We start from the raw sequence: 22,150 nt of genomic DNA, 5'->3' as shown, positions 1-22,150 counted from the left end.
TACAAAAATCCATGCGGAATGCGTGGATTTTTTGTGTCGGACGTTAATCAGAATGTTCTTGTTTTTTCAGGGAATAACTGTATTTCATTGCATAATTATGCTACGATATTAAGTATCGAACTAGCAGAAAGCAGGTGCCGGCAAATGGTTAATCCCCTATGGAAAAACACAGAGATTCGAAATCAGTTAAAAATTGTCACCAAAGAAGTTGCGCCGGATCTCGTTTTAACAAATGCAACCTATCTTCATGGAATCTTCAAAAAATGGGTCACAGGAAATATATGGATAGCGGACGACCGTATCGTCTACGCTGGAAAAGAAATGCCGAAAATCGATGCTTCGACTGAAGTGGCAGATATGACGGACAAATTCATCGTTCCCGGATACATAGAACCTCATGTCCATCCTTCTCAATTATATAATCCTCGAAGCTTTGCAGATTATGCGGCTCAGGGCGGGACGACGATGTTCCTTTCCGACAACTTGACGCTTTTTTTAGCATTGGAAAATGAGAAAGCGTTTTCATTATTGGATCAATTGGCGGAATTGCCGTTCAGTTTTTATTGGTGGACCCGTTTTGATTCACAGACGGAATTGAACGATGAAGATAAGTTATTCACTTCCACCTCAGTTGGAGAATGGCTGGATCGACAGGACGTGTTACTTGGCGGTGAATTGACCGGCTGGCCGAAACTGATGGCAGGTGACGACCAGATGCTGTATTGGATTCAAAAAGCCAAAATGGGTTTGAAGAAAATCGAAGGGCATTTTCCAGGGGCTTCGGAAAAGACCTTGGCTCGCATGAGATTGCTTGGGGCAGATGGCGACCATGAAGCAATGACTGTGGACGAAGTGGAAATGCGACTGTTGCATGGCTATGGCGTAACGCTTCGCCACTCTTCCATTCGCCCGGATCTTCCGGATTTGTTGAAAGGGATAGTGGAACGGGAGTTGAATGTCTTTGACAAGCTGATGATGACAACTGATGGCTCCACACCGACTTTCCATTTGGATGGGGTTATGGACTTGTGCATTAAAATTGCGCTTGAAGCGGGTGTGCCGCCGATTGATGCTTACATGATGGCTTCTTATAATGTCGCACGCTATTATAATGTAACGAGCCTGCATGGCCTGATCGCGACTGGCCGCTATGCGAACTTGAATATCCTCGATACGGTGGATAATCCAGTGCCTTCAGGTGTCATCTCAAAAGGGGTCTGGCTGAAGAAAGATGGGGAGAAAGTCCGGTCATTGCCGGACATCGATTGGTCGATCTTGCCGGATCTGGACATCGATTATGAACTGACGGAAGATGATTTCCAGTTCTCGATGCCTTTTGGTATTGAGATGGTCAATGACGTTATTACGAAACCCTATTCAGTCAGCGTGGATACCCATGACGGCAAACTCTCGAAATCGCATGATGAAAGCTTTTTGATGCTCATCGATAAGAAAGGGAAATGGCGTGTCAATACACTGATCAAAGGTTTTGCACCGGAATTGGACGGGTTTGCTTCTTCCTATACCAATACAGGTGATATCATTCTGATCGGTAAAAACCGTGAAGACATGTGGATCGCGTTCAATGAATTGAAACGCTTGAAAGGCGGGATCATCCTGACCGACAATGGCGAAATCGTGGAATCTTTGCCGCTTCCATATGGTGGTGTCATGTCGGATCTGCCGATGGAGCAGTTGATCGAGCAGGAGAAGGCGCTGAAGAAAGCTTTGAAAGAGCGGGGCTATAAGCACGGAGATGCGGTTTATACCCTGCTGTTTCTGCAGGCGACACATCTTCCATATGTCCGCGTTACGCAAAAAGGCATCTACGATGTCATGAATAAAAAAATTCTGTTTCCAGCGTTCATGAGGTAGGGGAAAATGAAAAATTGGGCTTTAAGCTTAGGCGTTTTACTTGTGCTTGCGGCATTCGCCGCAGGCTTTTGGCTGATCATAAAAGAAAATCCTGACGAGCCGCCATCGCCGGACGAAATTTTGACCCATTCGCCATATACAGGTGAAGAGGCTGTTCCTCCAGCGAACCGCCGAACTGTCATGGCAGTCATCAATAACCATCCGGATGCACGGCCGCAAACAGGGCTTACCGACGCAGACATGGTCTTTGAAATGATAGCTGAATACGATGTCACCCGATTTTTGGCCCTTTATCAAAGGGATTTTCCAGAAACAATCGGACCGATCCGCAGCGCGCGCGATTACTTTGTTGAACTTGCTGCAGCCTCTGATGCTTTTTTTGTGGCTCATGGCTACAGTCCGGAAGCCCGGGTAATGCTGGAAGCGGGAATCGTCGATCATATCAACGGCATTCAGCATGACGGCACGCTGTTTCAGCGCTCGAGCGATCGTGTCGCTCCCCATAATTCCTATATCTCCTTGGAAAACATCGGAACAGCTATGGAAATGACGCAGGCTGCGACTGAATACAGCGGAAAATCACCTTATTATTTCTATGACTCCGTGGAAGATGCTAAACTTAAGGAACAGGCTCTTTCGGTTAGAGTGGAGTACGGGACAAATGAGCTGTTTTTCAGTGAGTATACATATGGCAGTGAGACACATCTTTACAGCCGATCGTCCGGCGGCGTACCGACAACCGATAAAGAGACCCTGGAAACAGTCGAAGTCTCAAATGTTCTGGTTTTTGAAGCGAAACACCGAACTGTCGATTCCGAAGGCCGTCAGTCAATTGATTTGGCGAACGGTGGGAATGCCCTTCTTTTCCAGGGGGGCGGCGTTCGTGAAATAGACTGGAGTTCGGCAGGCGGAATGCCTGTGCCGACAGCAGATGGGGAGCCGGTGAAGCTGGCACCAGGAAAAACGTGGATTCATATTGTCCCGGCTGCGCCCGGTATAGCAGAATCCGTCAGCTATACGCCTTGATGATCAGAGCAATGAAAGGATGATGAAGCTGCATGCAAGTTGATAAAATCAGAGGCCACCAGACAGATCAATTGATTGAAGCTGTTTTGGCTTTGAAAGATAAGGAAGAAGCCTATCGCTTTTTCGACGATTTATGCACAATCAGTGAAATCCAATCGCTGTCACAGCGTTTGGAAGTTGCCCATATGCTTCGTATGAAGAAAACATACGAAAAAATTAAAAATGAAACCGGTGCGAGCACTGCGACCATTTCCCGTGTCCGCCGCTGCCTCAACTACGGCAATGACGGCTATGATGAAATGCTGGCGCGCCTGTATCCCGATGAAAAACCGTTTGAACTTCCAAAAGACTGAACAGAGAACCGACTCTGTTCGGTTTTTTTGTTATAATAAATTGATGATAATTGATGCAAAGTTGGGTGAAACGAGATGGATTTCAACACATGGCGGCATGTCTTTAAATTAGATCCGGCAAAAGAAATCACGGATGGACATTTGGAACGAATTTGCAGATCCGGGACTGATGCCATCTTGATTGGCGGCAGCGATAATGTCACACTCGACAATGTCCTTCATTTAACGGAGCGTGTGCAGAGCTATGCTTTGCCGGTGGTGATGGAAGTATCCACCATCGATTCGGTAGCGTTGGGATTTGACTATTACTTTATCCCGACGGTCCTTAACAGCGATGATCCCCGATGGATCAAAGGCCTCCATCATGAAGCCCTCCGGGAATATGGCGAGATCCTGGACTGGGATGAATTGATTCCCGAAGGCTATTGCATTTTGAATGCCGATTGCAAAGCCGCCAAGCTGACTGGAGCGAAAACGGATTTGACGGTGGAGGACGTACTGGCTTACGCCCGCATGGCCGAACATTTTTTCCGGCTTCCCATTTTTTATCTGGAGTACAGCGGCATGTTCGGCGATATGGAGTTGGCAGGGAAAGTCAAAAAAGTCCTTGACGAAACCCGGTTGTTTTACGGAGGCGGAATCGATTCGGCCGATAAGGCAAAGGCGGCATTGGCTGCCGCAGATACCATTGTCGTCGGCAATATCATTTATGAAAATATCGAAAAAGCGATTGAAACCGTAGAGGCAGTTGCGGAAACGGCTGATTAGTCGCTATACTAATAAGAACGAATGTTCGAGGTGGTGCACAATGGAATTGATAACGAAGAATTTACTGAACGGGATGAATCCTGAACAAGCAGAAGCGGTCAAAACGACGGAAGGGCCCCTATTGATCATGGCCGGTGCAGGATCCGGGAAAACACGGGTGCTGACGCATCGGATCGCTTATTTAGTGCTGGAAAAACAGGTCTATCCATCCAATATCCTGGCGATTACCTTCACCAATAAAGCAGCACGTGAAATGCGCAACCGGATTGACGGATTGCTGGGCCACGGAACAGGGCAGCGCATGTGGGCTTCGACTTTCCACTCGATGTGCGTACGGATTTTGCGGCGCGACATCGACCGGCTGGGCATGTCGAAGAGTTTCTCCATATTGGATACGACCGACCAACTGACGGTCATCAAAAATGTGTTGAAGCAGCAAAACCTGGATCCGAAAAAATATGAACCACGGACCATGCTGAACGCCATTTCATCGGCAAAAAATGAATGCATCGATGCCACGCAGTTTGCAGCGGATATGAATCAATTCAATCCATATGAAAAGACCATTTCCGATGTCTACTTTGCCTATGAGAAACGGCTTAAGAAAAACCAGTCACTTGATTTTGATGATTTGATCATGACGACCTTGAATCTATTCAATACGGTTCCTGAAGTACTTGAGTATTACCAGAACAAATTCCATTATATCCACGTGGATGAATACCAGGATACCAACAATGCCCAATACCAGCTGGTCCAGAAATTGGCAAGTAAGTTCAAGAACATCTGCGTGGTAGGCGATTCGGATCAGTCGATTTATCGCTGGCGCGGCGCGGACATCACCAACATCCTGTCATTCGAAAAGGATTATCCGAACGCCAAAGTGATCATGCTCGAGCAGAATTACCGCTCAACCAAGCGCATCCTGCAGGCGGCAAATGACGTCATCCAGAAAAATACCAGCCGCTATCCGAAAGAGCTGCGTACCGATAATGACGAAGGGCCGGCTATCACCTTGCATAAAGCGGGGGATGAGCGGCAGGAAGCCCAATTTGTTGTACAGACCATCCAAAGGCTAATGGATGAAGAGAATTACAAGACTTCGGATTTTGCGATCCTTTACCGCACCAACGCGCAATCCCGGATTATGGAGGAAATGTTCGTCAAATCGAATATGTCCTATACCATCGTCGGCGGAACAAAGTTCTATGATCGTAAAGAAATCAAGGATCTGTTGGCGTATTTGCGTTTAATCGCCAATAATGACGACGATTTGTCACTGGCGCGTGTCATCAATGAACCGAAGCGCGGAATCGGAGCGACTTCTTTCGAGAAGATGGCGCGTTTTGCGATTGAGCAGGATCGTACCATCATGGATGCGCTCCAGGAAGCTGACTTTATGGGATTGACCCCCAAAACAGCACAGACAGCCCTTGAATTCCGTACGATGATCGACAGCTTTACGCAAATGCAGGAGTATTTGTCGGTGACGGAATTGGTGGAGGAAGTCTTGAAGAAATCAGGCTACCGCCAGATGCTGCAAATCGATAAAACGATTGAAGGCGAAAGCCGCCTTGAAAACCTGGAAGAATTCCTGTCTGTGACGAAAGCGTTTGAAAAGCAGAGCGATGACAAGTCGCTGGTTGCGTTCCTGACGGATTTGGCTTTGATTTCGGATATTGACTCCCTGGATGACGAAGAAGATGCAGACGGTCCGATTATTTTAATGACGATGCATGCTGCAAAAGGTTTGGAGTTCCCAGTGGTCTTCATCATCGGTCTGGAAGAAAACGTCTTTCCGCATTCGCGCTCCAATAACGACGACGAAGAATTGGAAGAAGAGCGGCGGCTGGCTTATGTCGGCATCACGCGCGCGGAAAAACGTCTGTACTTGACGCACGCCTCTTCCCGCACATTGTTCGGAAAGAGCAACTACAATATGCCGTCCCGTTTCATCTCTGAGATTTCCGAAGACTTGATCGAACTGACGACGGCGCATCACCGTGCCGGAGCAGTAACAAGCTACAAACAGGCACCTAAACGGGCGGCTGTGACGCGCCCTGGCTACAAACAATCAGGTGGAGACAAGCTCGGCTGGAAGACCGGCGATAAAGCAACGCATAAAAAATGGGGAACGGGAACAGTCGTCAGCGTCAAAGGCGAAGGTGAAGAAACCGAACTTGATATTGCTTTCCCAAGCCCTGTCGGCATCAAGCGGCTATTAGCCAAATTTGCGCCGATTGAAAAAGTGTAATCGGGAGGAAACCTTATGGATCGCATAAAAGCGGAAGAACGTGTAACTGAATTGAACGAACTGCTTCGAAACTATGGCCATGCTTATTACGTACTGGATAAGCCGGCAGTTCCGGACGCTGTTTACGATCAATTATTAAACGAATTGATTGACCTGGAAACCCTATACCCCGATTTGGTTTTTCCGGATTCACCGACCCAACGCGTTGGTGGAACCCCGATTGCCAACTTCGATAAAGTGACGCATGAACGGCCGATGCTCAGTTTATCGAATGTTTTCGGCGAAGAGGATCTGCGCGAATTCGACAAACGGGTGCGCAGTGGCGCAGGAGACAGCATCGAATATGTCTGTGAGCTGAAAATTGACGGCCTTGCGGTGTCGCTCATGTATGAGGACGGCAAATTCGTCAAGGGTGCAACCCGCGGGGACGGCCGTATCGGTGAAGACATCACCGTCAATCTGCGGACCATCCGTGCGATTCCGCTGAAATTAAAGCAGCCGGTCACACTGGAAGTGCGCGGCGAAGTCTTCATGCCAAAAGGATCCTTCCACGCCTTGAATGAACAGCGGGGGGAGCGCGGCGAAGAGCTGTTCGCCAATCCGCGCAATGCAGCGGCTGGATCATTACGCCAACTGGACCCGAAAATCGCGGCGAGCCGCAACCTGGATGTTTTCATCTATGGAATCGGCGGAGACGGAGAGACGTACAGCTTGTCTGAACATGATCAATCGCTCAGCTACCTGGCAGATCTTGGATTTAAGACCAATCAGGAACGCCAGGTGTGTACAAGTGTGGAAGAAGTGCTGGCTTATATCGAGAAATGGACGGAAAATCGGACCAAGCTCTCTTATGAAATTGATGGCATCGTCATCAAAGTCAATCGCTTCCTTCATCAGCAGGATCTTGGATTTACAGCGAAAAGCCCGAAATGGGCCACGGCTTATAAATTCCCGGCAGAAGAAGTGATGACGACCGTTCGTGATATCGAATTGAGTGTCGGACGGACAGGCGTCGTGACGCCGACTGCTATACTGGATCCGGTTTCGGTGGCGGGGACGACCGTCCAACGGGCTTCTCTGCATAATGAAGATCTGATTCGGGAAAAGGATATCCGGATCGGCGATAAAGTCATTATTCGCAAAGCGGGAGATATCATTCCGGAAGTGGTGTCGGCCATTATCGAGCAGCGGACAGGAGACGAGCTTCCTTTTGAAATGCCTACAAATTGTCCGGCCTGTGACAGTGAGCTTGTCCGCATTGAAGGGGAAGTGGCCCTTCGATGTGTCAATCCGCAATGCCCTGCGCAAATCACGGAGGGGCTGATCCATTTTGTCTCCCGGAATGCGATGAATATTGATGGCCTTGGGGAGAAAGTAATCGAGCAATTATACCGGGAAGGCCTGATCAAGGACATTTCCGATATTTATAGACTGACAAAAGAACAGTTGCTGGAACTGGATCGTATGGGGGAAAAATCCGCCTCAAATCTGGTTGCAGCAATCGATGCCTCGAGAAGCAATTCGATGGAGAAATTGTTGTTTGGCCTCGGCATCCGCCATGTGGGTGAAAGAGGTGCACGGATTTTATCCGAGCATTTCGGCACTATGGAGCGGTTGATGGAAGCAACAAAAGAAGAACTGGTTGAAATCCACGAAATCGGCGAAAAAATGGCTGATTCCATTGTCACTTATTTAGACAATGAAGAAGTTCGTGCATTGATGGAACGTTTGCGCGAGACTGGCGTCAATTTAACATACACCGGCACACGGGTCCGCGTTGAAGCGGGAGCGAACGCATTCGCAGGCAAAAAAATCGTCCTGACCGGCAAGTTGGAACAAATGACCCGGCAGGAAGCGAGTGCACAGATCGAAGCGCTTGGCGGCAAACTGTCGGGAAGTGTCAGCAAAAAAACCGATTTGCTGATTGCCGGCGAAGAAGCGGGATCTAAGCTCGATAAGGCGCTCGAGTTGAAGGTGGATATATGGGACGAAGAACGTCTCGTTGCGGAATTGAACAAATAAGGGGATTTTAACATGAAACGCATATGGTGGATTCCGATCAGCTTGCTGCTGTTAACGGGATGTGTTCCTTCCGGGACTGATGAGGAAACGGAAGTGATAAATGAGAAAGAAGAAGTAGAGACGGCAATCATTCCGAGCATGCAGTTGGATGATCAGTTTTACCGTACACTTCTGCCATATAAGGAAAGCGCCACAAGAGGGAAAATCGTCAATCGCCTGAACTCCCGCTACGATATTACAGAAACGGAAAATGGTTTATTGCGTTTGTCGCAGAAGCAATTTTCGCCTGATGATTATTATTTCCAGGAAGGGCAAAAAATCACTGATGAAGACGTGACTTCCTGGCTGCAGCGGGCCAGCAAAGATAATCCAACAGGCTTGAATCCCGCAGACAGCCGTTCAGCAGAACAAAAAAAGGCTGGCGAACGGCCGCCTGCTGAAATATTGGCGCATGTCATTGAACAGAATTATTTAGTGAAGACCGATGAGGAGACCATACGGCTCGGCGGCATCTCGATTGGCCTGGCATTGAATTCGGTGTATTACAGCTCAGAAGATGGAATTTCCTATGAACAAGAAATTCCTCAAGCGCAAATCGAAAAAGAGGGCCAGCGTATGGCCGATGAAATCGTGAAACGTCTGCGTGACAAAGAAGGTCTTGCGGATGTACCGATTGTAGTGGGCCTTTTCAAACAAAATTCCGCTAATGCAATGGTGCCAGGAACCTACTTCTCGTACGGCGCAGTACCTGGCGGCGATGAGGCTGTAGCCAATTGGACTGCAGTCAACGAGGCGTATGTCCTGTTTCCGACTTCCGGCGCAGATGAGCGCTACCGGGACATCGATACAGCATTCCGCAATTTCAAACAGGATGTCGAAGTCTATTTTTCCAATTTCACCAGTGTTATCGGCACAGGGTTTTATCAGGAAAATCAATTAAAGGAATTGAAGATTGAAATTCCAATCCAATTCTATGGTGCAGCTGAGGTAATCGGCTTTACACAATACGTAACGGGTCTGGTGATGGAGCATTTTCCTGAAAATGTGTTAGTGGAAGTCAGCTTAACATCGACCAACGGTCCTGAAGCATTAGTTTTGAGAAAAGCCGGGGAAACCGAACCGTTTGTTCACATTTACGAATAATTTGCATGAAAACGGGGATGGCCATGCGGCTGTCCCTATTCATTTTTTTAGAAAAATGGTATGATATAGCGTATGTTTACTGAATCCGGAGGTGTAGAAAAATGGCTAAAATGACAAAAGAAGAAGTGATTGAAGTCGCCCATTTGGCGAGATTGGCAATTACTAACGAAGAAGCGGAACATTTCGCAGATCAATTGGAAGCAATCACAAATGCAATGGAATTGCTGAATGAGTTGGATACAGATAATGTTGAACCGACCACTCATGTCCTGCAGATGGTCAACGTCTTGCGTGAAGACAAATCCATCCCTGGATTGGACCGTGAATTGGTCTTGAAAAACGTTAAAGAACATGAAGGCGGACAAGTGAAAGTCCCAACAATCTTAGAGTAACCGGAAGGAGGAACCATTGATGTCATTGGTGGAAAAGACAGCTGCAGAATTGCAGGAAATGATACATACGAAAGAAACGACGATTGCTGAAATGACCCAAAAAGCATTTGACCGCATTGAAGCCCTCGAGCCGAAAGTGGATGCGTTTCTTGCATTGAACAAAGAACGCGCAACACAGCAGGCCGAAGAAATGGATCGAGTGCCTTTTGCTGAACGCGGACCGTTATTTGGTTTGCCGATCGGCGTAAAAGACAATATCGTAACAGAAGGTTTGGAAACGACCGCTTCCAGCCGTATCCTTGAAGGATTCAACCCGATCTACAATGCAACTGTTGTGGAGAAATTGAAGGAAGCCGGAATGGTGACAGTCGGGAAATTGAATATGGATGAATTCGCAATGGGTTCTTCCAACGAAAACTCATACTATAAGAAAACCAAAAATCCATGGAATCTTGAAACGGTTCCAGGCGGTTCTTCAGGCGGCTCTGCTGCTGCTGTTGCAGCAGGCGAAGTGCCTTTCACATTGGGCTCGGATACAGGCGGATCGATTCGCCAGCCTGCAGCTTTCTGCGGCGTGGTCGGCATGAAGCCAACTTACGGACGGGTTTCCCGTTTCGGTCTGATCGCTTACGCTTCTTCTCTTGATCAGATTGGTCCGATTACAAGAACTGTTAAAGACAATGCGTTATTGTTGAATGCCATTTCCGGTCATGACGACAAGGATTCAACATCCGCCAATGTAGAAGTTCCAGATTTCGCTGCTGCTTTGACAGGCGACATCACTGGACTGCGGATCGGTGTTCCAAAAGAGTATTTTGGTGAAGGTGTCGGCGAAGCGGCAAAACAAGCCGCGCTTGATGCTTTGAAAGTACTTGAAGAGCGAGGCGCAATCTGTGAAGAAATTTCGCTTCCTCATTCGAAATACGCCTTGGCCACTTATTATTTATTGGCTTCTTCTGAAGCGTCTTCCAACCTTTCCCGTTTTGACGGAATCCGTTATGGCTACCGCACTGAAAAGGCAGGAAATCTGCTTGAATTTTACATGAATACCCGGTCTGAAGGATTTGGCGATGAAGTCAAGCGCCGCATCATGCTTGGCACATACGCATTGAGCTCAGGCTATTACGATGCTTATTACAAAAAAGCACAAAAAGTCCGCACCTTGATCAAAAAAGACTTTGATGATGCTTTTGAAAAATACGATGTTATCATCGGCCCTACGACGCCGACACCGGCATTCAAAATCGGCGAAATCATCGACGATCCATTGACAATGTATGCCAACGATATTTTAACGATTCCAGTAAACCTGGCTGGCGTACCTGCGATTTCAATCCCTTGCGGATTCGCTGACGGTTTGCCATTGGGTCTGCAGATCATCGGGAAATATTTTGACGAAGAAACGGTATACCGTGTTGCTGACGTATTTGAACAAGCGACCGATTTCCATAAAAAAACTCCTCAAACCTGGGAGGGAGCAGCACAATGAATTTTGAAACAATCATCGGGCTTGAAGTCCACGTCGAATTAAAAACAGAGTCGAAAATGTTTTCTCCAGCACCTGCACATTTTGGCGCTGAACCGAACACCAACACCAATGTCGTCGATCTTGGCTATCCGGGCGTGTTGCCGGTAGTCAATAAGCGCGCAGTGGATTGGGCAATGAAAGCGGCACTTGCATTAAATTGCGAAATTACCCGCCATACTAAATTCGACCGCAAAAACTATTTCTATCCGGACAATCCGAAAGCTTATCAGATTTCACAATTTGATCAGCCGATCGGCGAGCATGGATGGATTGAAATTGAAGTGAAAGGCGAGAAGAAGCGCATCGGCATCACGCGCCTTCACATGGAAGAAGACGCTGGGAAATTGACGCATACCGGCAATGGCCATTCACTGGTTGACTTTAACCGCCAAGGCACTCCATTGATCGAAATCGTTTCTGAACCGGATATGCGTACAGCTGATGAAGCTTATGCCTTCCTGGAAAAAATCAAAGCGATCATCCAGTACACTGGCGTTTCGGATGTGCGCATGGAAGAAGGTTCATTGCGCTGCGACGCAAACATCTCTCTTCGCCCATTCGGCCAGGATGAATTCGGTACGAAAACAGAACTGAAGAACTTGAATTCATTCAACTTCGTCCGTAAGGGCATCGAGCACGAACAGGTTCGCCAGGAGCAGGTCCTGCTTTCAGGTGGATTTATCGGACAGGAAACCCGCCGCTATGACGAATCGACAGGAAAAACTTTGTTGATGCGCATCAAAGAAGGATCCGACGATTACCGTTATTTCCCGGAACCGGATCTTGTCGACATTGTCATTGACGATGCTTGGTTAGAACGTGTCCGTGCTGAAATTCCAGAATTGCCGGATGCCCGGAAAGCCCGCTATGTTTCGGAACTTGGCATGTCTCCATACGACGCTATGGTCCTGACATTGGCGAAACCGATATCTGATTTCTTTGAAGCGACAGTCGCTGCTGGTGCTGACGCTAAACTGGCTTCCAACTGGTTGATGGGAGAAGTATCGGCTTACTTGAATGCTGAGCAAAAAGAACTGGAAGATACGGAACTGACACCTGAAGGTTTGGCTGGTATGATCAAACTAATTTCTGATGGTACGATCTCATCTAAAATCGCTAAAAAAGTCTTCAAAGAGTTGATTGAAAAAGGCGGCGACGCAAACAATATCGTCAAAGCGAAAGGGCTCGTTCAGATTTCGGATGAAAACACATTGCGTGAATTCGTTACAACCGCACTCGATAGCAACCCGCAATCGATCGAAGACTTTAAAAACGGCAAAGACCGCGCAATCGGTTTCCTTGTCGGGCAGATCATGAAGCAGACAAAAGGGCAGGCAAATCCGCCATTGCTCAATAAAATCCTTCTTGCAGAAATTGCAAAAAGATAAGAAATGCTTTTGATAGGTAAAAGGGTGGTCCATTAGAGGCCATCCTTTTTTTGATGGCCTCCGCATCGGATGCTCTGGGGGACATTGCCTCTGCAGAAATCCATTCTTGTAGTCTAATCATAGTAATAGGAACTAACCGGAATTGTAGTCGTCCTTAAATCGAGGATATTTTTTAGAGCGAAGACCAACGCAAATCGCTGTTTCTGCATCTCAGCCTTGAAGACTGTGCTGCAGAACAGTAAACTGGTAATAAAGAGACATTCGAGCAATGGCATTTATAATCCACCATTGTTTGAAAAAATGATTCAACCGATTATTTTGGCGGGTTAGCCAATAAGCAAGATAAAGGAGAAGTGATTAGATGATGACCGAACAGGAGTATTTCGAAAAAGGCATTACATTGGAGAGCTATATGGCTCAAATGGAGTCGAATCAGCAAAAGTCATACAGTGTATACGAAAAGTTTGAATTGCCGGAAGATCCGGATTTCATGGCTTTACTGAAAGACAAGAAACCTCACATATTGGTCATCACTGAAGACTGGTGCGGAGATGCCATGATGAATAACGCTATTTTGCGTAAGATTGCGGATGCAGCCGATTTGGAGGTTCATTGCGTCTACCGCGATGAAAACCTGGAATTGATGGACCGTTATTTGACCAATGACGGACGTTCAATCCCTAAATATATCTTTCTTTCAGAAGACGGCAATGTCCTTGGTGACTGGGGACCGAGAGCACCCAAAGTACAGGAATTCGTCGATGAGAAAAAGTCGGTTCTTCCTGAGAAGGATGACCCGCAATACGACCTTCACATGAAAACAGTAATCGGTGAAATTTCGGATGGTTTTGTCTATAACGAGAAGTTCTGGGAAATTGTCTATGATGATCTGCGCCAGGCTTTTAAAACCGCATTAAAATAAAGTGGATTTGTTAACCATAAAGAACTGGCCGGCAATTTGCTTGGAATCACCGGAACAAATCCGTGAATTTGCCCTGTCTTACCTTTAACAGAAAGTCCAGAAAGGCTGAATCTGATGAAACGTGCACGTATTATATACAATCCAACTTCCGGCCGTGAGCTGTTCCGAAAGCACCTGCCCGAAGTTTTGGAAAAAATGGAGAAGGCAGGCTATGAAACGTCCTGCCATGCGACAACCTGTGAAGGCGATGCGATACAGGCTGCGAAAGCTGCTGTAGAACGAAATTTTGATCTGGTGATTGCAGTCGGTGGAGACGGTACGTTAAATGAAGTCGTCTCGGGAATCGCTAAATTTGAGGTCCGGCCAAAAGTCGGCCTTATTCCAATGGGGACGACCAATGATTTCGCTCGTGCTGTTCATATTCCCCGCGATATCACCAAAGCTGTGGATATCATCCTTAAAGGAGATTCAATCCCAGTGGATATCGGTTTGATGAACGACGACCGCTATTTCATCAATATCGCAGGTGGCGGAAGACTGACAGAGCTGACTTACGAAGTACCAAGCAAATTGAAGACAGTCCTCGGGCAAATGGCGTATTATTTGAAAGGGATCGAGATGCTGCCTTCGATCCGCTCTTCCCGTGTCCGGATTGAATACGATGGCCAGATTTTCGATGACAGTGCCATGATGTTCTTGATCGGATTGACCAACTCTGTCGGAGGCTTCGAAAAATTGGCTCCGGATGCCAGCATCAATGATGGGAAATTCACCTTACTGATTTTAAAAGAGCTTAATATGGCGGAGTTTATCCGAGTTGCTTCCTTGGCATTGCGCGGAGAGCATTTATCGGATCCTCATGTGATTTATGTCAAAGCCAGTAAAATTACAGTGACGACAAAAGAGCGCGTGCTGTTGAATCTGGACGGAGAATATGGCGGCGTGCTGCCGGCTGTATTCGAGAACTTGGCCGGCCATATTGAAATGTATGTCCCGATCGATTCTTTAAAAGAAAACGACCGCAAATAAAAAGCTGGAAAATGGAGAACACCCCATTTTCCAGCTTTTTATATTCCAGCGATCAACTGGCTTAATGAATCATTTAGAGAAGTTCAATTGCTTTGTCCTGTTCAGCTGCAAGCTGTGGCAGGTCTTTGATCGGTTCCCAGCGGAACAGAAGCGTCATGCCATTGTCTCGCCCGTGGCTTTTGATGGTATGTTCAAATTGATCGATGGGTTCACCTGTATACTCAAATTGAAAGATGTTCCGTTCATACGCTTTGTCCTGGTGTTCAGGATAGTAGGTATACTTATGGATTTTCCCGACAAAGTCAAGAACCTCCCGAGGCAATCCGGTTTCTTCTTTGACTTCTCTGTACAAGGCATCGATCAATAGTTCACCATCTTCGATGGTACCGCCAGGCACTTGCAAGCCGACTTCCGGTTCTCCTTTGTACTCGAATACAAGCAATTCACGATTTTCCTCATCGCCTCTTGTGATATACGCAAATACTTTCCGCTTTGTTCTCATGATGTCTCACCCTTTTTCTTTATTCTCTTTAGAATACTAAATATTAAGAAAAATTTCAATTCATTTCGCTTTATCTTTGTCACAGCTTATTCAAAGTTGAACATAAATACAAGGCTTAGAAGGCGTTTTGAGATATAGGTTTGAGGTACAATAGGAACTAGAGATCAGTGAATTACATGCTTGAAAAAAAGGAGACGAGTAGATTGGACTTTCAAGATCCGGCTTTTCTGAGTCGAATTTTAACGCTATTGACTCTTTCATTCCATATTCTTTACGCAACAATAGGTGTGGGTGTCCCTCTCATGATTATGATTGCCCAGTGGGTGGGCATTAAGAAAAAAGACGATCATTATATTTTATTGGCTCGCCGATGGGCGAGAGGATTTGTCATTACGGTTGCAGTAGGTGTTGTAACCGGTACCGCTATCGGTTTGCAGTTATCGTTGCTATGGCCGAATTTCATGCAATTGGCTGGGAACGTAATCGCTTTGCCGTTGTTTATGGAAGTTTTTGCGTTTTTCTTCGAAGCCATCTTCCTGGGCATTTATCTTTACACATGGGATCGCTTTGAAGATCAGCGAAAGCATTTTCTATTGCTTATTCCGGTTGCGATTGGTGCAGCTGCATCATCCGTTTTCATCACCATCGTCAATGCCTTCATGAATCAGCCGCAGGGCTTTGAAATACTGAACGGTGAAATGGTCAATGTCAGTCCGTTGCTGGCAATGTTCAGTCCCGCAGTGCCCACAAAAGTGGCCCACGTTATGGCCACGGCATTCATGACCAGCGCTTTTGTGCTGGCATCCATTGCTGCATTGCGCATGTTGGGTGGATCTAAGCATATCTACCATAAAAAAGCTTTATTTTTAACGATGAAACTGGGATTGGTATTCGCCATCGCCACTGCTTTGATCGGCGACTTCTCGGGTAAATATTTGGCAGAGTACCAGCCAGAAAAATTGGCGGCTGCGGAGTGGCATTTTGAAACCGAGGAAGAAGCTGGATTGATCCTGTTTGGGATTCTGGATGGGGAAGAGGCGAAGTACGCCATTAAAATCCCTTATGCGCTGAGCATTCTGGCACACAGTAATCCGTTTACAGAAGTAATCGGCCTTAATGAATTTCCGGAAGATGAAATACCGCCGCTATGGATCCATTACCTCTTTGATACGATGGTCATGATCGGTATGTGGTTGGCATTCTTTTCCTTTGTCTATGTTGTGGCCGCTTGGCGCAACTGGGCATTTATCCGGGCAAAATGGTTCCGCTGGCTGATAGTGGCTGGAGGGCCGTTAGCGCTCATCGCCATCGAAGCAGGATGGTGGTTCACGGAAGTAGGGCGCCAGCCTTGGGTTCTTCGAGGCCATATGAAAGTCAGTGAAGCAGCAACCACCAGTGGCCAAGTGGACCTGATGATCATTTTATTCGCAGGCTTATACCTCATCTTGGGTATCGGTACTGGGGTCGTCTTAACCCGTATGTACAAACGCAACCCGGTTGAAAAAGAATTGGCAGCGCGCGAAAATGGCAAAGGCGGTGAAGAAGAATGACTTTAGAGATTATCGGCATATCCGTTCTTTGGCTGTTTCTGTATCTGTATGTCATTGTGGCGTCGATCGATTTCGGCGCCGGCTTCTTTAATGCCTATAGCTCGTTTGTCGGCAAGCAGCATATATTGACTGGAGTCATTCAGCGCTATTTGTCACCGGTTTGGGAAGTCACCAACGTATTCTTTGTGTTCTTCTTTGTCGGGATCATCGGTTTTTTCCCGCAGACCGCTTTCTACTACGGCACCACGCTATTGGTTCCAGCGAGTCTGGCATTGATCCTGCTGGCGATCCGCGGTTCCTATTACGCGTTTGCGACCTACGGGGCAAAGATCAACCATAGAGGCTATATCTATATGTACGGCTTGTCCGGCCTGCTGCTGCCCGCTGCTTTGTCACCGGTGCTGGCCATGTCCGAAGGCGGCTTTATCTTTATGGATAACGGACAGCCTTACCTGGATTACTGGGCTTTGTTTACCAGTCCTTTAATGTGGAGCATCGTGGTCCTGAGCTTAACAGCAGTCCTTTACATTTCCGCGGTATTCCTGACCTGGTATTCCGCTAAAGCTGGGGATGCCAAGGCAACCGATCTGATGCGCAAATACGCATTAATTTGGGCAGGTCCAGCCATCATTACGGCAACTGGCATCATTTACGAACTGCGCGGCCATAATCCGGAACATTATGCGCGCATTCTGGACTTGTGGTGGGTATTCGCTGTATCGTTCCTGCTTTTTGCCGGAACGGTTTACCTGATATGGAAAAAACGCCATTACGGTTGGGCTTTCATTTTATTGATGGGGCAATTCTTTACGGCGTTCTTTGCATACGGTGCATCGCATTACCCGTATCTGCTGTATCCGTATTTGACGATCTACGACAGCTTTACGAATGAAGCCATGGCCATCGCCTTGATCATCGCGTTTATCGCAGGCCTCTGCCTGTTGTTGCCGTCGCTTTACTTGTTGTTCCGTCTGTTCCTGTTCGATAAAGATTACATCGAAGGCAAATCGGATTACCACGCATAGAGGAGGCAGTATCCATGCAGGATTTCATGATATTTTATGCACCATTTCTGGTGTTGTTCGGAGCCATCATTTTCGGCTTCTGGTTTTCGCTGAAAGATGGTCCCGCTACGAAAGATCGGGATTAGGCACGCGTGCAGGCTTTTGCCTGCCGCGTTTTTTTGTTGTATGATAGTTAGATGTGAAACGGAGTGAATATTTTTGAAACCAGTAAATAAAAATGACCGGATAACGGTCCACGTAGAAGACTTGACCCATGACGGTGCAGGTGTAGCGAAAGTGGAAGGCTACCCGTTGTTCATCCCAGGCGCTTTGCCGGGGGAAGATGTAGTTGTCCATGTTTTGAAGACCTTGAAATCTTATGGCTTTGCGAAGCTTATTGAAATAAAACAGGCGTCCCCGTTCCGTGTAACCGCGCCGTGTCCGGTGTTCGATACGTGCGGAGGCTGCCAGATTCAGCACTTGTCCTATGAAGGCCAGATGACCTTCAAACAGAAATTGGTGCGCGATGCCATCACCCGGATCGGCAAATTGCCCGACGTCCCGGTACATCCGGTAAAAGGCATGGAACATCCATGGCGCTATCGCAATAAATCCCAAATCCCGTTCGGTACACAAGACGGAAAAGTCGTCGCCGGATTTTATCAGACGCGTTCGCATGACATTGCAGATACGGATATTTGCTTGATCCAGACGCCTGAAGCGGATGCCATCATGGTGGCTTTGAAAAAGAACCTGGCTGAAATAGGCATCGAGCCTTATGAAGAAGCGACGCATCGCGGCATGCTCCGCCATGTAGTCGTTCGGAAAGCGCGGGCGACAGGCGAAATCATGGTGGTGCTGGTGACCAAGAAAAAGAAGTTTCCTCAGGCAGTACGCGCCATTGAACTGATCCAAGCGACTGTACCGGAAGTTACTTCGGTTGTCCAAAACATCAACAGCGAAAAGACCAATGTCATTTTTGGTGATGAAACCTTGACGCTTTGGGGCAAAGACGTAATCGAAGATCAGATCGGCGATGTCCGTTTTGAAATTTCCGCCCGGTCTTTTTACCAAATCAATCCCGAGCAGACAGAAGTTCTATACGGTCAGGCGCTCGAGTATGCGCAATTGACCGGAAAGGAAACCGTAATCGATGCATACTGCGGCATCGGAACAATCTCCTTGTTCCTTGCGCAGCGCGCTGAATTTGTGATGGGTGTCGAAATCGTGCCCCAAGCGATCGAAGATGCAAAACGCAATGCGGAACTGAATGGCTTATCCAATACGCTATTTGAAGCGGGACCGGCTGAACAAGTCATTCCTCGCTGGTATAAAGAAGGCAAGAAAGCGGATGTATTGGTCGTTGACCCGCCGCGCAAAGGCTGTGATGAGCAATTGCTGCGGACCATCCTTAAGCAGCGTCCGAGGCGTGTAGTCTATGTGTCCTGCAATCCGGCAACATTGGCGCGTGACCTGCGCATACTGGAAGATGGAGGGTATCGCACGAAAGAAGTGCAGCCTGTTGATATGTTCCCGCAGTCCACCCATTGTGAAGCAGTGGCTTGGCTGGAACTGGCGGAGTAACCCGCAAGAACCCGATCAGCATTTATGCTGATCGGGTTCTATTTTTATTTCCAATTAGAATAAGATATTTTAAACATAGACAGGTTTTAAAGGGATAGGCTGAAGGGTAAAGATAAGGGAATACTTCCAGAAGGAGAGAACGAGGAAAATGGAACAGATACCCGAGTCGAAATTCACTGACAAACGTGAAATCATCATTCAAGGATTAGTTGAACAAAATGTCTTTAAGATAAATGGACGGCAATTATATGAAACTTCACTTTATGAGTTGATGAAAACCTATACAGAAACTAACCAAGCCGGCTGATTCCGGCTTTTTTCAATGGTTTATATGGAATAGGAGGAAAATCAATGCACAATCAACATTTAGAAGAGTACCGACGGGAACGGCTGGATGAATTGACGATTGCTGAAATGCAGGAAGAGATGGCTGAAGGCCGGCTGACTTCTGAAGAACTGGTTTTGATGTACAAAGAAAACATTTCTTTGCGCGATAAAAATACACAAGCAGTTCTTGAAATGAATCCGGATGCCTTATTGACAGCACAGTCGCTTGATTTTGAACGCCATCAAACTGGTCCGCGTTCTGTGCTGCATGGCATTCCGATCCTGGTCAAGGACAATATGGAAACGGGCGACAAGATGCATACCAGTGCCGGATCTTTCGCGCTGAAAGATCATTATGCACTGCAGGATGCCAAAGTGGTGGAAAAGCTGCGACAGGCGGGTGTTGTGATTCTAGGGAAGACCAATATGACGGAATGGGCCAACTTCATGTCGGATAAAATGACCAACGGCTACAGCTCAAGAGGTGGGCAAGTGAAAAATCCATATGGCGCTTTTGATGTCGGCGGCTCAAGTTCAGGTTCTGCTGCAGCCATCGCCTCGAATCTGGCAGCGGGAGCGATTGGGACAGAGACATCGGGATCCATCATCAATCCGGCTGCCCAAAACAGTTTAGTCGGCATTAAGCCCACGGTCGGCCTGGCAAGCCGGACCGGTATTATTCCGCTGTCGCATACACAGGATGTTCCAGGGCCTTTGGCGCGGACGGTTGCTGATGCTGTGGCACTTCTTCAAGCCATCATCGGCGTCGACCCGAAAGACGTCAGTACCGCTTTTGCAGCGCCATTTGAGAACTATAATTGGAGCAGCCACTTCAAGACGGATGGCCTTCAAGGTGTCAAGCTTGGTATAGCCAGAGGGCTGTTCAAGGAAATCAGGGACGAGCAGGCAGCTCTTTTCGAAAAAGCGCTGGATGCACTTCGAGCTTGTGGTGCCGAACTCATCGATGACGTCGATTTAGGCGTCCATCAGGAGGATTTGGGATTTGCGGTGCTGTTGCATGAGTTTAAAGCGAATCTCAATGCTTACCTGGCAAAATCAAATCCCGATCAACCGATTCGTTCATTGGACGATGTCATCGCGTTTAATAACGAGCACCCTGAGAAGATGCTGAAGTTCGGACAAAATCTGCTCGAACAAGCCAATGGAATGACGGGCATGTTAACAGAGCGGGAGTACGTGGAAGCGTTGGAGCGCAACCGCTTTTTGGCAGCAGAACGCGGCATGAAAGAAGTGCTGGAAAATATCGGCGTGGATGCGTTGGTGCTACCCCAGGATTTCGGCTGCAATATCGGGGCGGCCGCTGGATTCCCTTCGATTACGGTACCTTTTGGCTATAGCGAATCAAAAGAACCATTCGGCATCACGTTCGCCGGCCAAGCATTCAGTGAGCCGGCTTTGATTGAATATGCTTATGCGTTTGAACAAGCCGTAAATGGGCGGCGCAAACCATAAAAAAGAGCGAAGCCACTACAGGCTTCGCTCTTTTTTATGTGATGTCACTTAAATGCTTCCACACATGCTCAATCAGGATCGACAGTTCAGATTCGATCAAATCGTCATGTGCCAGTGAGGTGAGGACACTTTCAACTAAGGCTTTTCTCGGACTTTCTGCGGCCAGTTCTGTTGAAAGAAAATGCACCAGTTGCTGCGTATTTTTGTGGTTTTTTAATTTCTTTGCATAAGTTTCGAGCAATGTTGAAAGTTCTGCCAGGCTGAATTCGTCAGTGGGGGTGGCGAATGGCAATTTCAAATTACCAATAAAGGTATCTTTTGCCGCTATCTGAAGAGCGATGGTCGCCTGCAAGCGTCGAATCACGAAAGAAGATAGTTTTTCTGCCGGCACTTCCTCGGTGGAAAGAAGGCGCCATAAGTGAATCAGCTGCTGAACATAGCCATGTACAAAAGCCGCATTTTCCAGAGCATATGGTGCTGCTTCTTTGCCGAAAACATCCACAATCCGTGAAGAAATCCATTCCATTTCCGAAGAATATTGTTTGATGGAGAATGCTTTCAATTCCGGCTCCTGTGAGTAGAAAATGCTTTCATAAAGAGAAAACAAGTTCTTTTCAAGGTTCAGCTTAATTCGAATATACAATTGTTCTGCCAGAACTTCTGGATTATGGGGGGGCATGCCGACTGCCGCTGCCATTCGCCGTTGGCGGATTTCGCTGCCGATGGATTCCATGATGGCCATAAGGCATTCTGCTTTGGATCCAAAATAGTTATAGAAAGTCCCTTTGGATACACTGGCTTCATCCAGGATGTCCTGTATCGAAGAGGAATTATAGCCTTTGTTGATGAAAAGTTCATAGGCCGCATTTAGGATCTGTTGTTTTTTAGGGTTCATTTACCTCACCTTTATACCGTTAGTCTATTTTTATAATAACCTGAAAACGCTTTTGAATCAATGTTTTAATAAATGAATGGCAAAATACTTGAAAAAAATATACAGTCGGTATAGA

The 22,150-nt window shown here is 47.2% G+C and carries 20 protein-coding genes; 18 read left to right on the top strand and 2 right to left on the bottom strand.

Going from position 1 to position 22,150, the window contains the following annotated elements:
• Positions 1–144: 144 nt before the first annotated feature.
• From ACRC6Q_RS18120 to ACRC6Q_RS18065, 12 genes are all read left to right on the top strand, one after another.
• A complete protein-coding gene (locus ACRC6Q_RS18120; RefSeq protein WP_223642903.1) occupies positions 145–1,875 on the top strand; it encodes an adenine deaminase C-terminal domain-containing protein in 1,731 nt (576 codons plus the stop codon).
• A gap of 6 nt (positions 1,876–1,881) precedes the next feature.
• The gene (locus tag ACRC6Q_RS18115; RefSeq protein ID WP_431467187.1) at positions 1,882–2,901 is read left to right on the top strand and encodes a DUF3048 domain-containing protein; all 1,020 of its coding nucleotides are present in this window, start codon (positions 1,882–1,884) and stop codon (positions 2,899–2,901) included.
• Positions 2,902–2,933: 32 nt separating this feature from the next.
• Positions 2,934–3,254, top strand: a complete 321-nt coding sequence (locus ACRC6Q_RS18110) for a YerC/YecD family TrpR-related protein (protein ID WP_223642899.1) — start codon at positions 2,934–2,936, stop codon at positions 3,252–3,254.
• Between the two features lie 75 nt (positions 3,255–3,329).
• Positions 3,330–4,022: a heptaprenylglyceryl phosphate synthase gene (locus ACRC6Q_RS18105; protein ID WP_431467186.1), complete on the top strand. Its 693-nt coding sequence runs from the start codon at positions 3,330–3,332 to the stop codon at positions 4,020–4,022.
• A gap of 40 nt (positions 4,023–4,062) precedes the next feature.
• Positions 4,063–6,276 (top strand): DNA helicase PcrA, encoded by a 2,214-nt coding sequence (gene pcrA / locus ACRC6Q_RS18100; RefSeq protein WP_431467185.1) that lies wholly within the window; start codon positions 4,063–4,065, stop codon positions 6,274–6,276.
• A gap of 15 nt (positions 6,277–6,291) precedes the next feature.
• A complete protein-coding gene (gene ligA, locus ACRC6Q_RS18095) occupies positions 6,292–8,298 on the top strand; it encodes an NAD-dependent DNA ligase LigA (RefSeq protein WP_223642893.1) in 2,007 nt (668 codons plus the stop codon).
• Between the two features lie 12 nt (positions 8,299–8,310).
• Complete coding sequence (locus ACRC6Q_RS18090) at positions 8,311–9,441, top strand: CamS family sex pheromone protein (protein ID WP_223642891.1); 1,131 nt, start codon at positions 8,311–8,313, stop codon at positions 9,439–9,441.
• A gap of 101 nt (positions 9,442–9,542) precedes the next feature.
• A complete protein-coding gene (gene gatC, locus ACRC6Q_RS18085; RefSeq protein WP_431467184.1) occupies positions 9,543–9,833 on the top strand; it encodes an Asp-tRNA(Asn)/Glu-tRNA(Gln) amidotransferase subunit GatC in 291 nt (96 codons plus the stop codon).
• Between the two features lie 19 nt (positions 9,834–9,852).
• Positions 9,853–11,322, top strand: coding sequence for an Asp-tRNA(Asn)/Glu-tRNA(Gln) amidotransferase subunit GatA (gene gatA / locus ACRC6Q_RS18080; RefSeq protein WP_223642887.1), 1,470 nt, complete (start codon positions 9,853–9,855; stop codon positions 11,320–11,322).
• Positions 11,319–12,749 (top strand): Asp-tRNA(Asn)/Glu-tRNA(Gln) amidotransferase subunit GatB, encoded by a 1,431-nt coding sequence (gene gatB, locus ACRC6Q_RS18075; RefSeq protein ID WP_298833341.1) that lies wholly within the window; start codon positions 11,319–11,321, stop codon positions 12,747–12,749. The genes gatA and gatB overlap by 4 nt, the downstream gene beginning before the upstream one ends.
• Before the next feature lie 361 nt (positions 12,750–13,110).
• Positions 13,111–13,671: a thioredoxin family protein gene (locus ACRC6Q_RS18070; RefSeq protein WP_223642883.1), complete on the top strand. Its 561-nt coding sequence runs from the start codon at positions 13,111–13,113 to the stop codon at positions 13,669–13,671.
• Positions 13,672–13,785: 114 nt separating this feature from the next.
• On the top strand, positions 13,786–14,700 hold the full coding sequence (locus ACRC6Q_RS18065; protein WP_431467183.1) for a diacylglycerol kinase: 915 nt from the start codon (positions 13,786–13,788) through the stop codon (positions 14,698–14,700).
• 73 nt (positions 14,701–14,773) lie between these two features.
• Here ACRC6Q_RS18065 and ACRC6Q_RS18060 read toward each other — a convergent pair whose 3' ends face one another.
• Positions 14,774–15,202 (bottom strand): NUDIX hydrolase, encoded by a 429-nt coding sequence (locus ACRC6Q_RS18060; RefSeq protein ID WP_223642879.1) that lies wholly within the window; start codon positions 15,200–15,202, stop codon positions 14,774–14,776.
• A 203-nt stretch (positions 15,203–15,405) separates the two neighbouring features.
• On the opposite strand from ACRC6Q_RS18060, the gene ACRC6Q_RS18055 reads away from it, so the two are divergent.
• The 6 genes from ACRC6Q_RS18055 (at position 15,406) to ACRC6Q_RS18030 (ending at position 21,140) form a co-directional block, all read left to right on the top strand.
• The gene (locus ACRC6Q_RS18055) at positions 15,406–16,752 is read left to right on the top strand and encodes a cytochrome ubiquinol oxidase subunit I (RefSeq protein WP_223642877.1); all 1,347 of its coding nucleotides are present in this window, start codon (positions 15,406–15,408) and stop codon (positions 16,750–16,752) included.
• The gene (locus tag ACRC6Q_RS18050) at positions 16,749–17,777 is read left to right on the top strand and encodes a cytochrome d ubiquinol oxidase subunit II (protein ID WP_223642875.1); all 1,029 of its coding nucleotides are present in this window, start codon (positions 16,749–16,751) and stop codon (positions 17,775–17,777) included. The genes ACRC6Q_RS18055 and ACRC6Q_RS18050 overlap by 4 nt, the downstream gene beginning before the upstream one ends.
• Before the next feature lie 14 nt (positions 17,778–17,791).
• Complete coding sequence (gene cydS, locus ACRC6Q_RS18045; RefSeq protein ID WP_394122031.1) at positions 17,792–17,902, top strand: cytochrome bd oxidase small subunit CydS; 111 nt, start codon at positions 17,792–17,794, stop codon at positions 17,900–17,902.
• 73 nt (positions 17,903–17,975) lie between these two features.
• On the top strand, positions 17,976–19,340 hold the full coding sequence (gene rlmD / locus ACRC6Q_RS18040) for a 23S rRNA (uracil(1939)-C(5))-methyltransferase RlmD (protein ID WP_431467182.1): 1,365 nt from the start codon (positions 17,976–17,978) through the stop codon (positions 19,338–19,340).
• A gap of 148 nt (positions 19,341–19,488) precedes the next feature.
• Positions 19,489–19,647, top strand: coding sequence for a Fur-regulated basic protein FbpA (fbpA, locus tag ACRC6Q_RS18035; protein WP_223642871.1), 159 nt, complete (start codon positions 19,489–19,491; stop codon positions 19,645–19,647).
• A 44-nt stretch (positions 19,648–19,691) separates the two neighbouring features.
• Positions 19,692–21,140: an amidase family protein gene (locus ACRC6Q_RS18030; protein WP_431467181.1), complete on the top strand. Its 1,449-nt coding sequence runs from the start codon at positions 19,692–19,694 to the stop codon at positions 21,138–21,140.
• 34 nt (positions 21,141–21,174) lie between these two features.
• Here ACRC6Q_RS18030 and ACRC6Q_RS18025 read toward each other — a convergent pair whose 3' ends face one another.
• Positions 21,175–22,035 carry a TetR/AcrR family transcriptional regulator gene (locus ACRC6Q_RS18025; protein ID WP_223642867.1) on the bottom strand — a complete coding sequence of 287 codons (861 nt, stop codon included), beginning with the start codon at positions 22,033–22,035 and terminating at the stop codon, positions 21,175–21,177.
• Positions 22,036–22,150 lie beyond the last annotated feature (115 nt).

The sequence above is a fragment of the Planococcus sp. SE5232 genome (genome assembly GCF_050686535.1).
Taxonomy (GTDB): Bacteria; Bacillota; Bacilli; order Bacillales_A; family Planococcaceae; genus Planococcus.
This window is presented reverse-complemented; position numbering and strand designations above follow the sequence as displayed.

What these genes read in the sequence shown, in the direction of transcription:
- ACRC6Q_RS18120 (WP_223642903.1), top strand. Translation starts at nt 145, where the DNA reads ATGGTTAATCCCCTATGGAAAAACACAGAGATTCGAAATCAGTTAAAA.
- ACRC6Q_RS18115 (WP_431467187.1), top strand. Translation starts at nt 1,882, where the DNA reads ATGAAAAATTGGGCTTTAAGCTTAGGCGTTTTACTTGTGCTTGCGGCA.
- ACRC6Q_RS18110 (WP_223642899.1), top strand. Translation starts at nt 2,934, where the DNA reads ATGCAAGTTGATAAAATCAGAGGCCACCAGACAGATCAATTGATTGAA.
- ACRC6Q_RS18105 (WP_431467186.1), top strand. Translation starts at nt 3,330, where the DNA reads ATGGATTTCAACACATGGCGGCATGTCTTTAAATTAGATCCGGCAAAA.
- pcrA (WP_431467185.1), top strand. Translation starts at nt 4,063, where the DNA reads ATGGAATTGATAACGAAGAATTTACTGAACGGGATGAATCCTGAACAA.
- ligA (WP_223642893.1), top strand. Translation starts at nt 6,292, where the DNA reads ATGGATCGCATAAAAGCGGAAGAACGTGTAACTGAATTGAACGAACTG.
- ACRC6Q_RS18090 (WP_223642891.1), top strand. Translation starts at nt 8,311, where the DNA reads ATGAAACGCATATGGTGGATTCCGATCAGCTTGCTGCTGTTAACGGGA.
- gatC (WP_431467184.1), top strand. Translation starts at nt 9,543, where the DNA reads ATGGCTAAAATGACAAAAGAAGAAGTGATTGAAGTCGCCCATTTGGCG.
- gatA (WP_223642887.1), top strand. Translation starts at nt 9,853, where the DNA reads ATGTCATTGGTGGAAAAGACAGCTGCAGAATTGCAGGAAATGATACAT.
- gatB (WP_298833341.1), top strand. Translation starts at nt 11,319, where the DNA reads ATGAATTTTGAAACAATCATCGGGCTTGAAGTCCACGTCGAATTAAAA.
- ACRC6Q_RS18070 (WP_223642883.1), top strand. Translation starts at nt 13,111, where the DNA reads ATGATGACCGAACAGGAGTATTTCGAAAAAGGCATTACATTGGAGAGC.
- ACRC6Q_RS18065 (WP_431467183.1), top strand. Translation starts at nt 13,786, where the DNA reads ATGAAACGTGCACGTATTATATACAATCCAACTTCCGGCCGTGAGCTG.
- ACRC6Q_RS18060 (WP_223642879.1), bottom strand. Translation starts at nt 15,202, where the DNA reads ATGAGAACAAAGCGGAAAGTATTTGCGTATATCACAAGAGGCGATGAG.
- ACRC6Q_RS18050 (WP_223642875.1), top strand. Translation starts at nt 16,749, where the DNA reads ATGACTTTAGAGATTATCGGCATATCCGTTCTTTGGCTGTTTCTGTAT.
- cydS (WP_394122031.1), top strand. Translation starts at nt 17,792, where the DNA reads ATGCAGGATTTCATGATATTTTATGCACCATTTCTGGTGTTGTTCGGA.
- fbpA (WP_223642871.1), top strand. Translation starts at nt 19,489, where the DNA reads ATGGAACAGATACCCGAGTCGAAATTCACTGACAAACGTGAAATCATC.
- ACRC6Q_RS18030 (WP_431467181.1), top strand. Translation starts at nt 19,692, where the DNA reads ATGCACAATCAACATTTAGAAGAGTACCGACGGGAACGGCTGGATGAA.
- ACRC6Q_RS18025 (WP_223642867.1), bottom strand. Translation starts at nt 22,035, where the DNA reads ATGAACCCTAAAAAACAACAGATCCTAAATGCGGCCTATGAACTTTTC.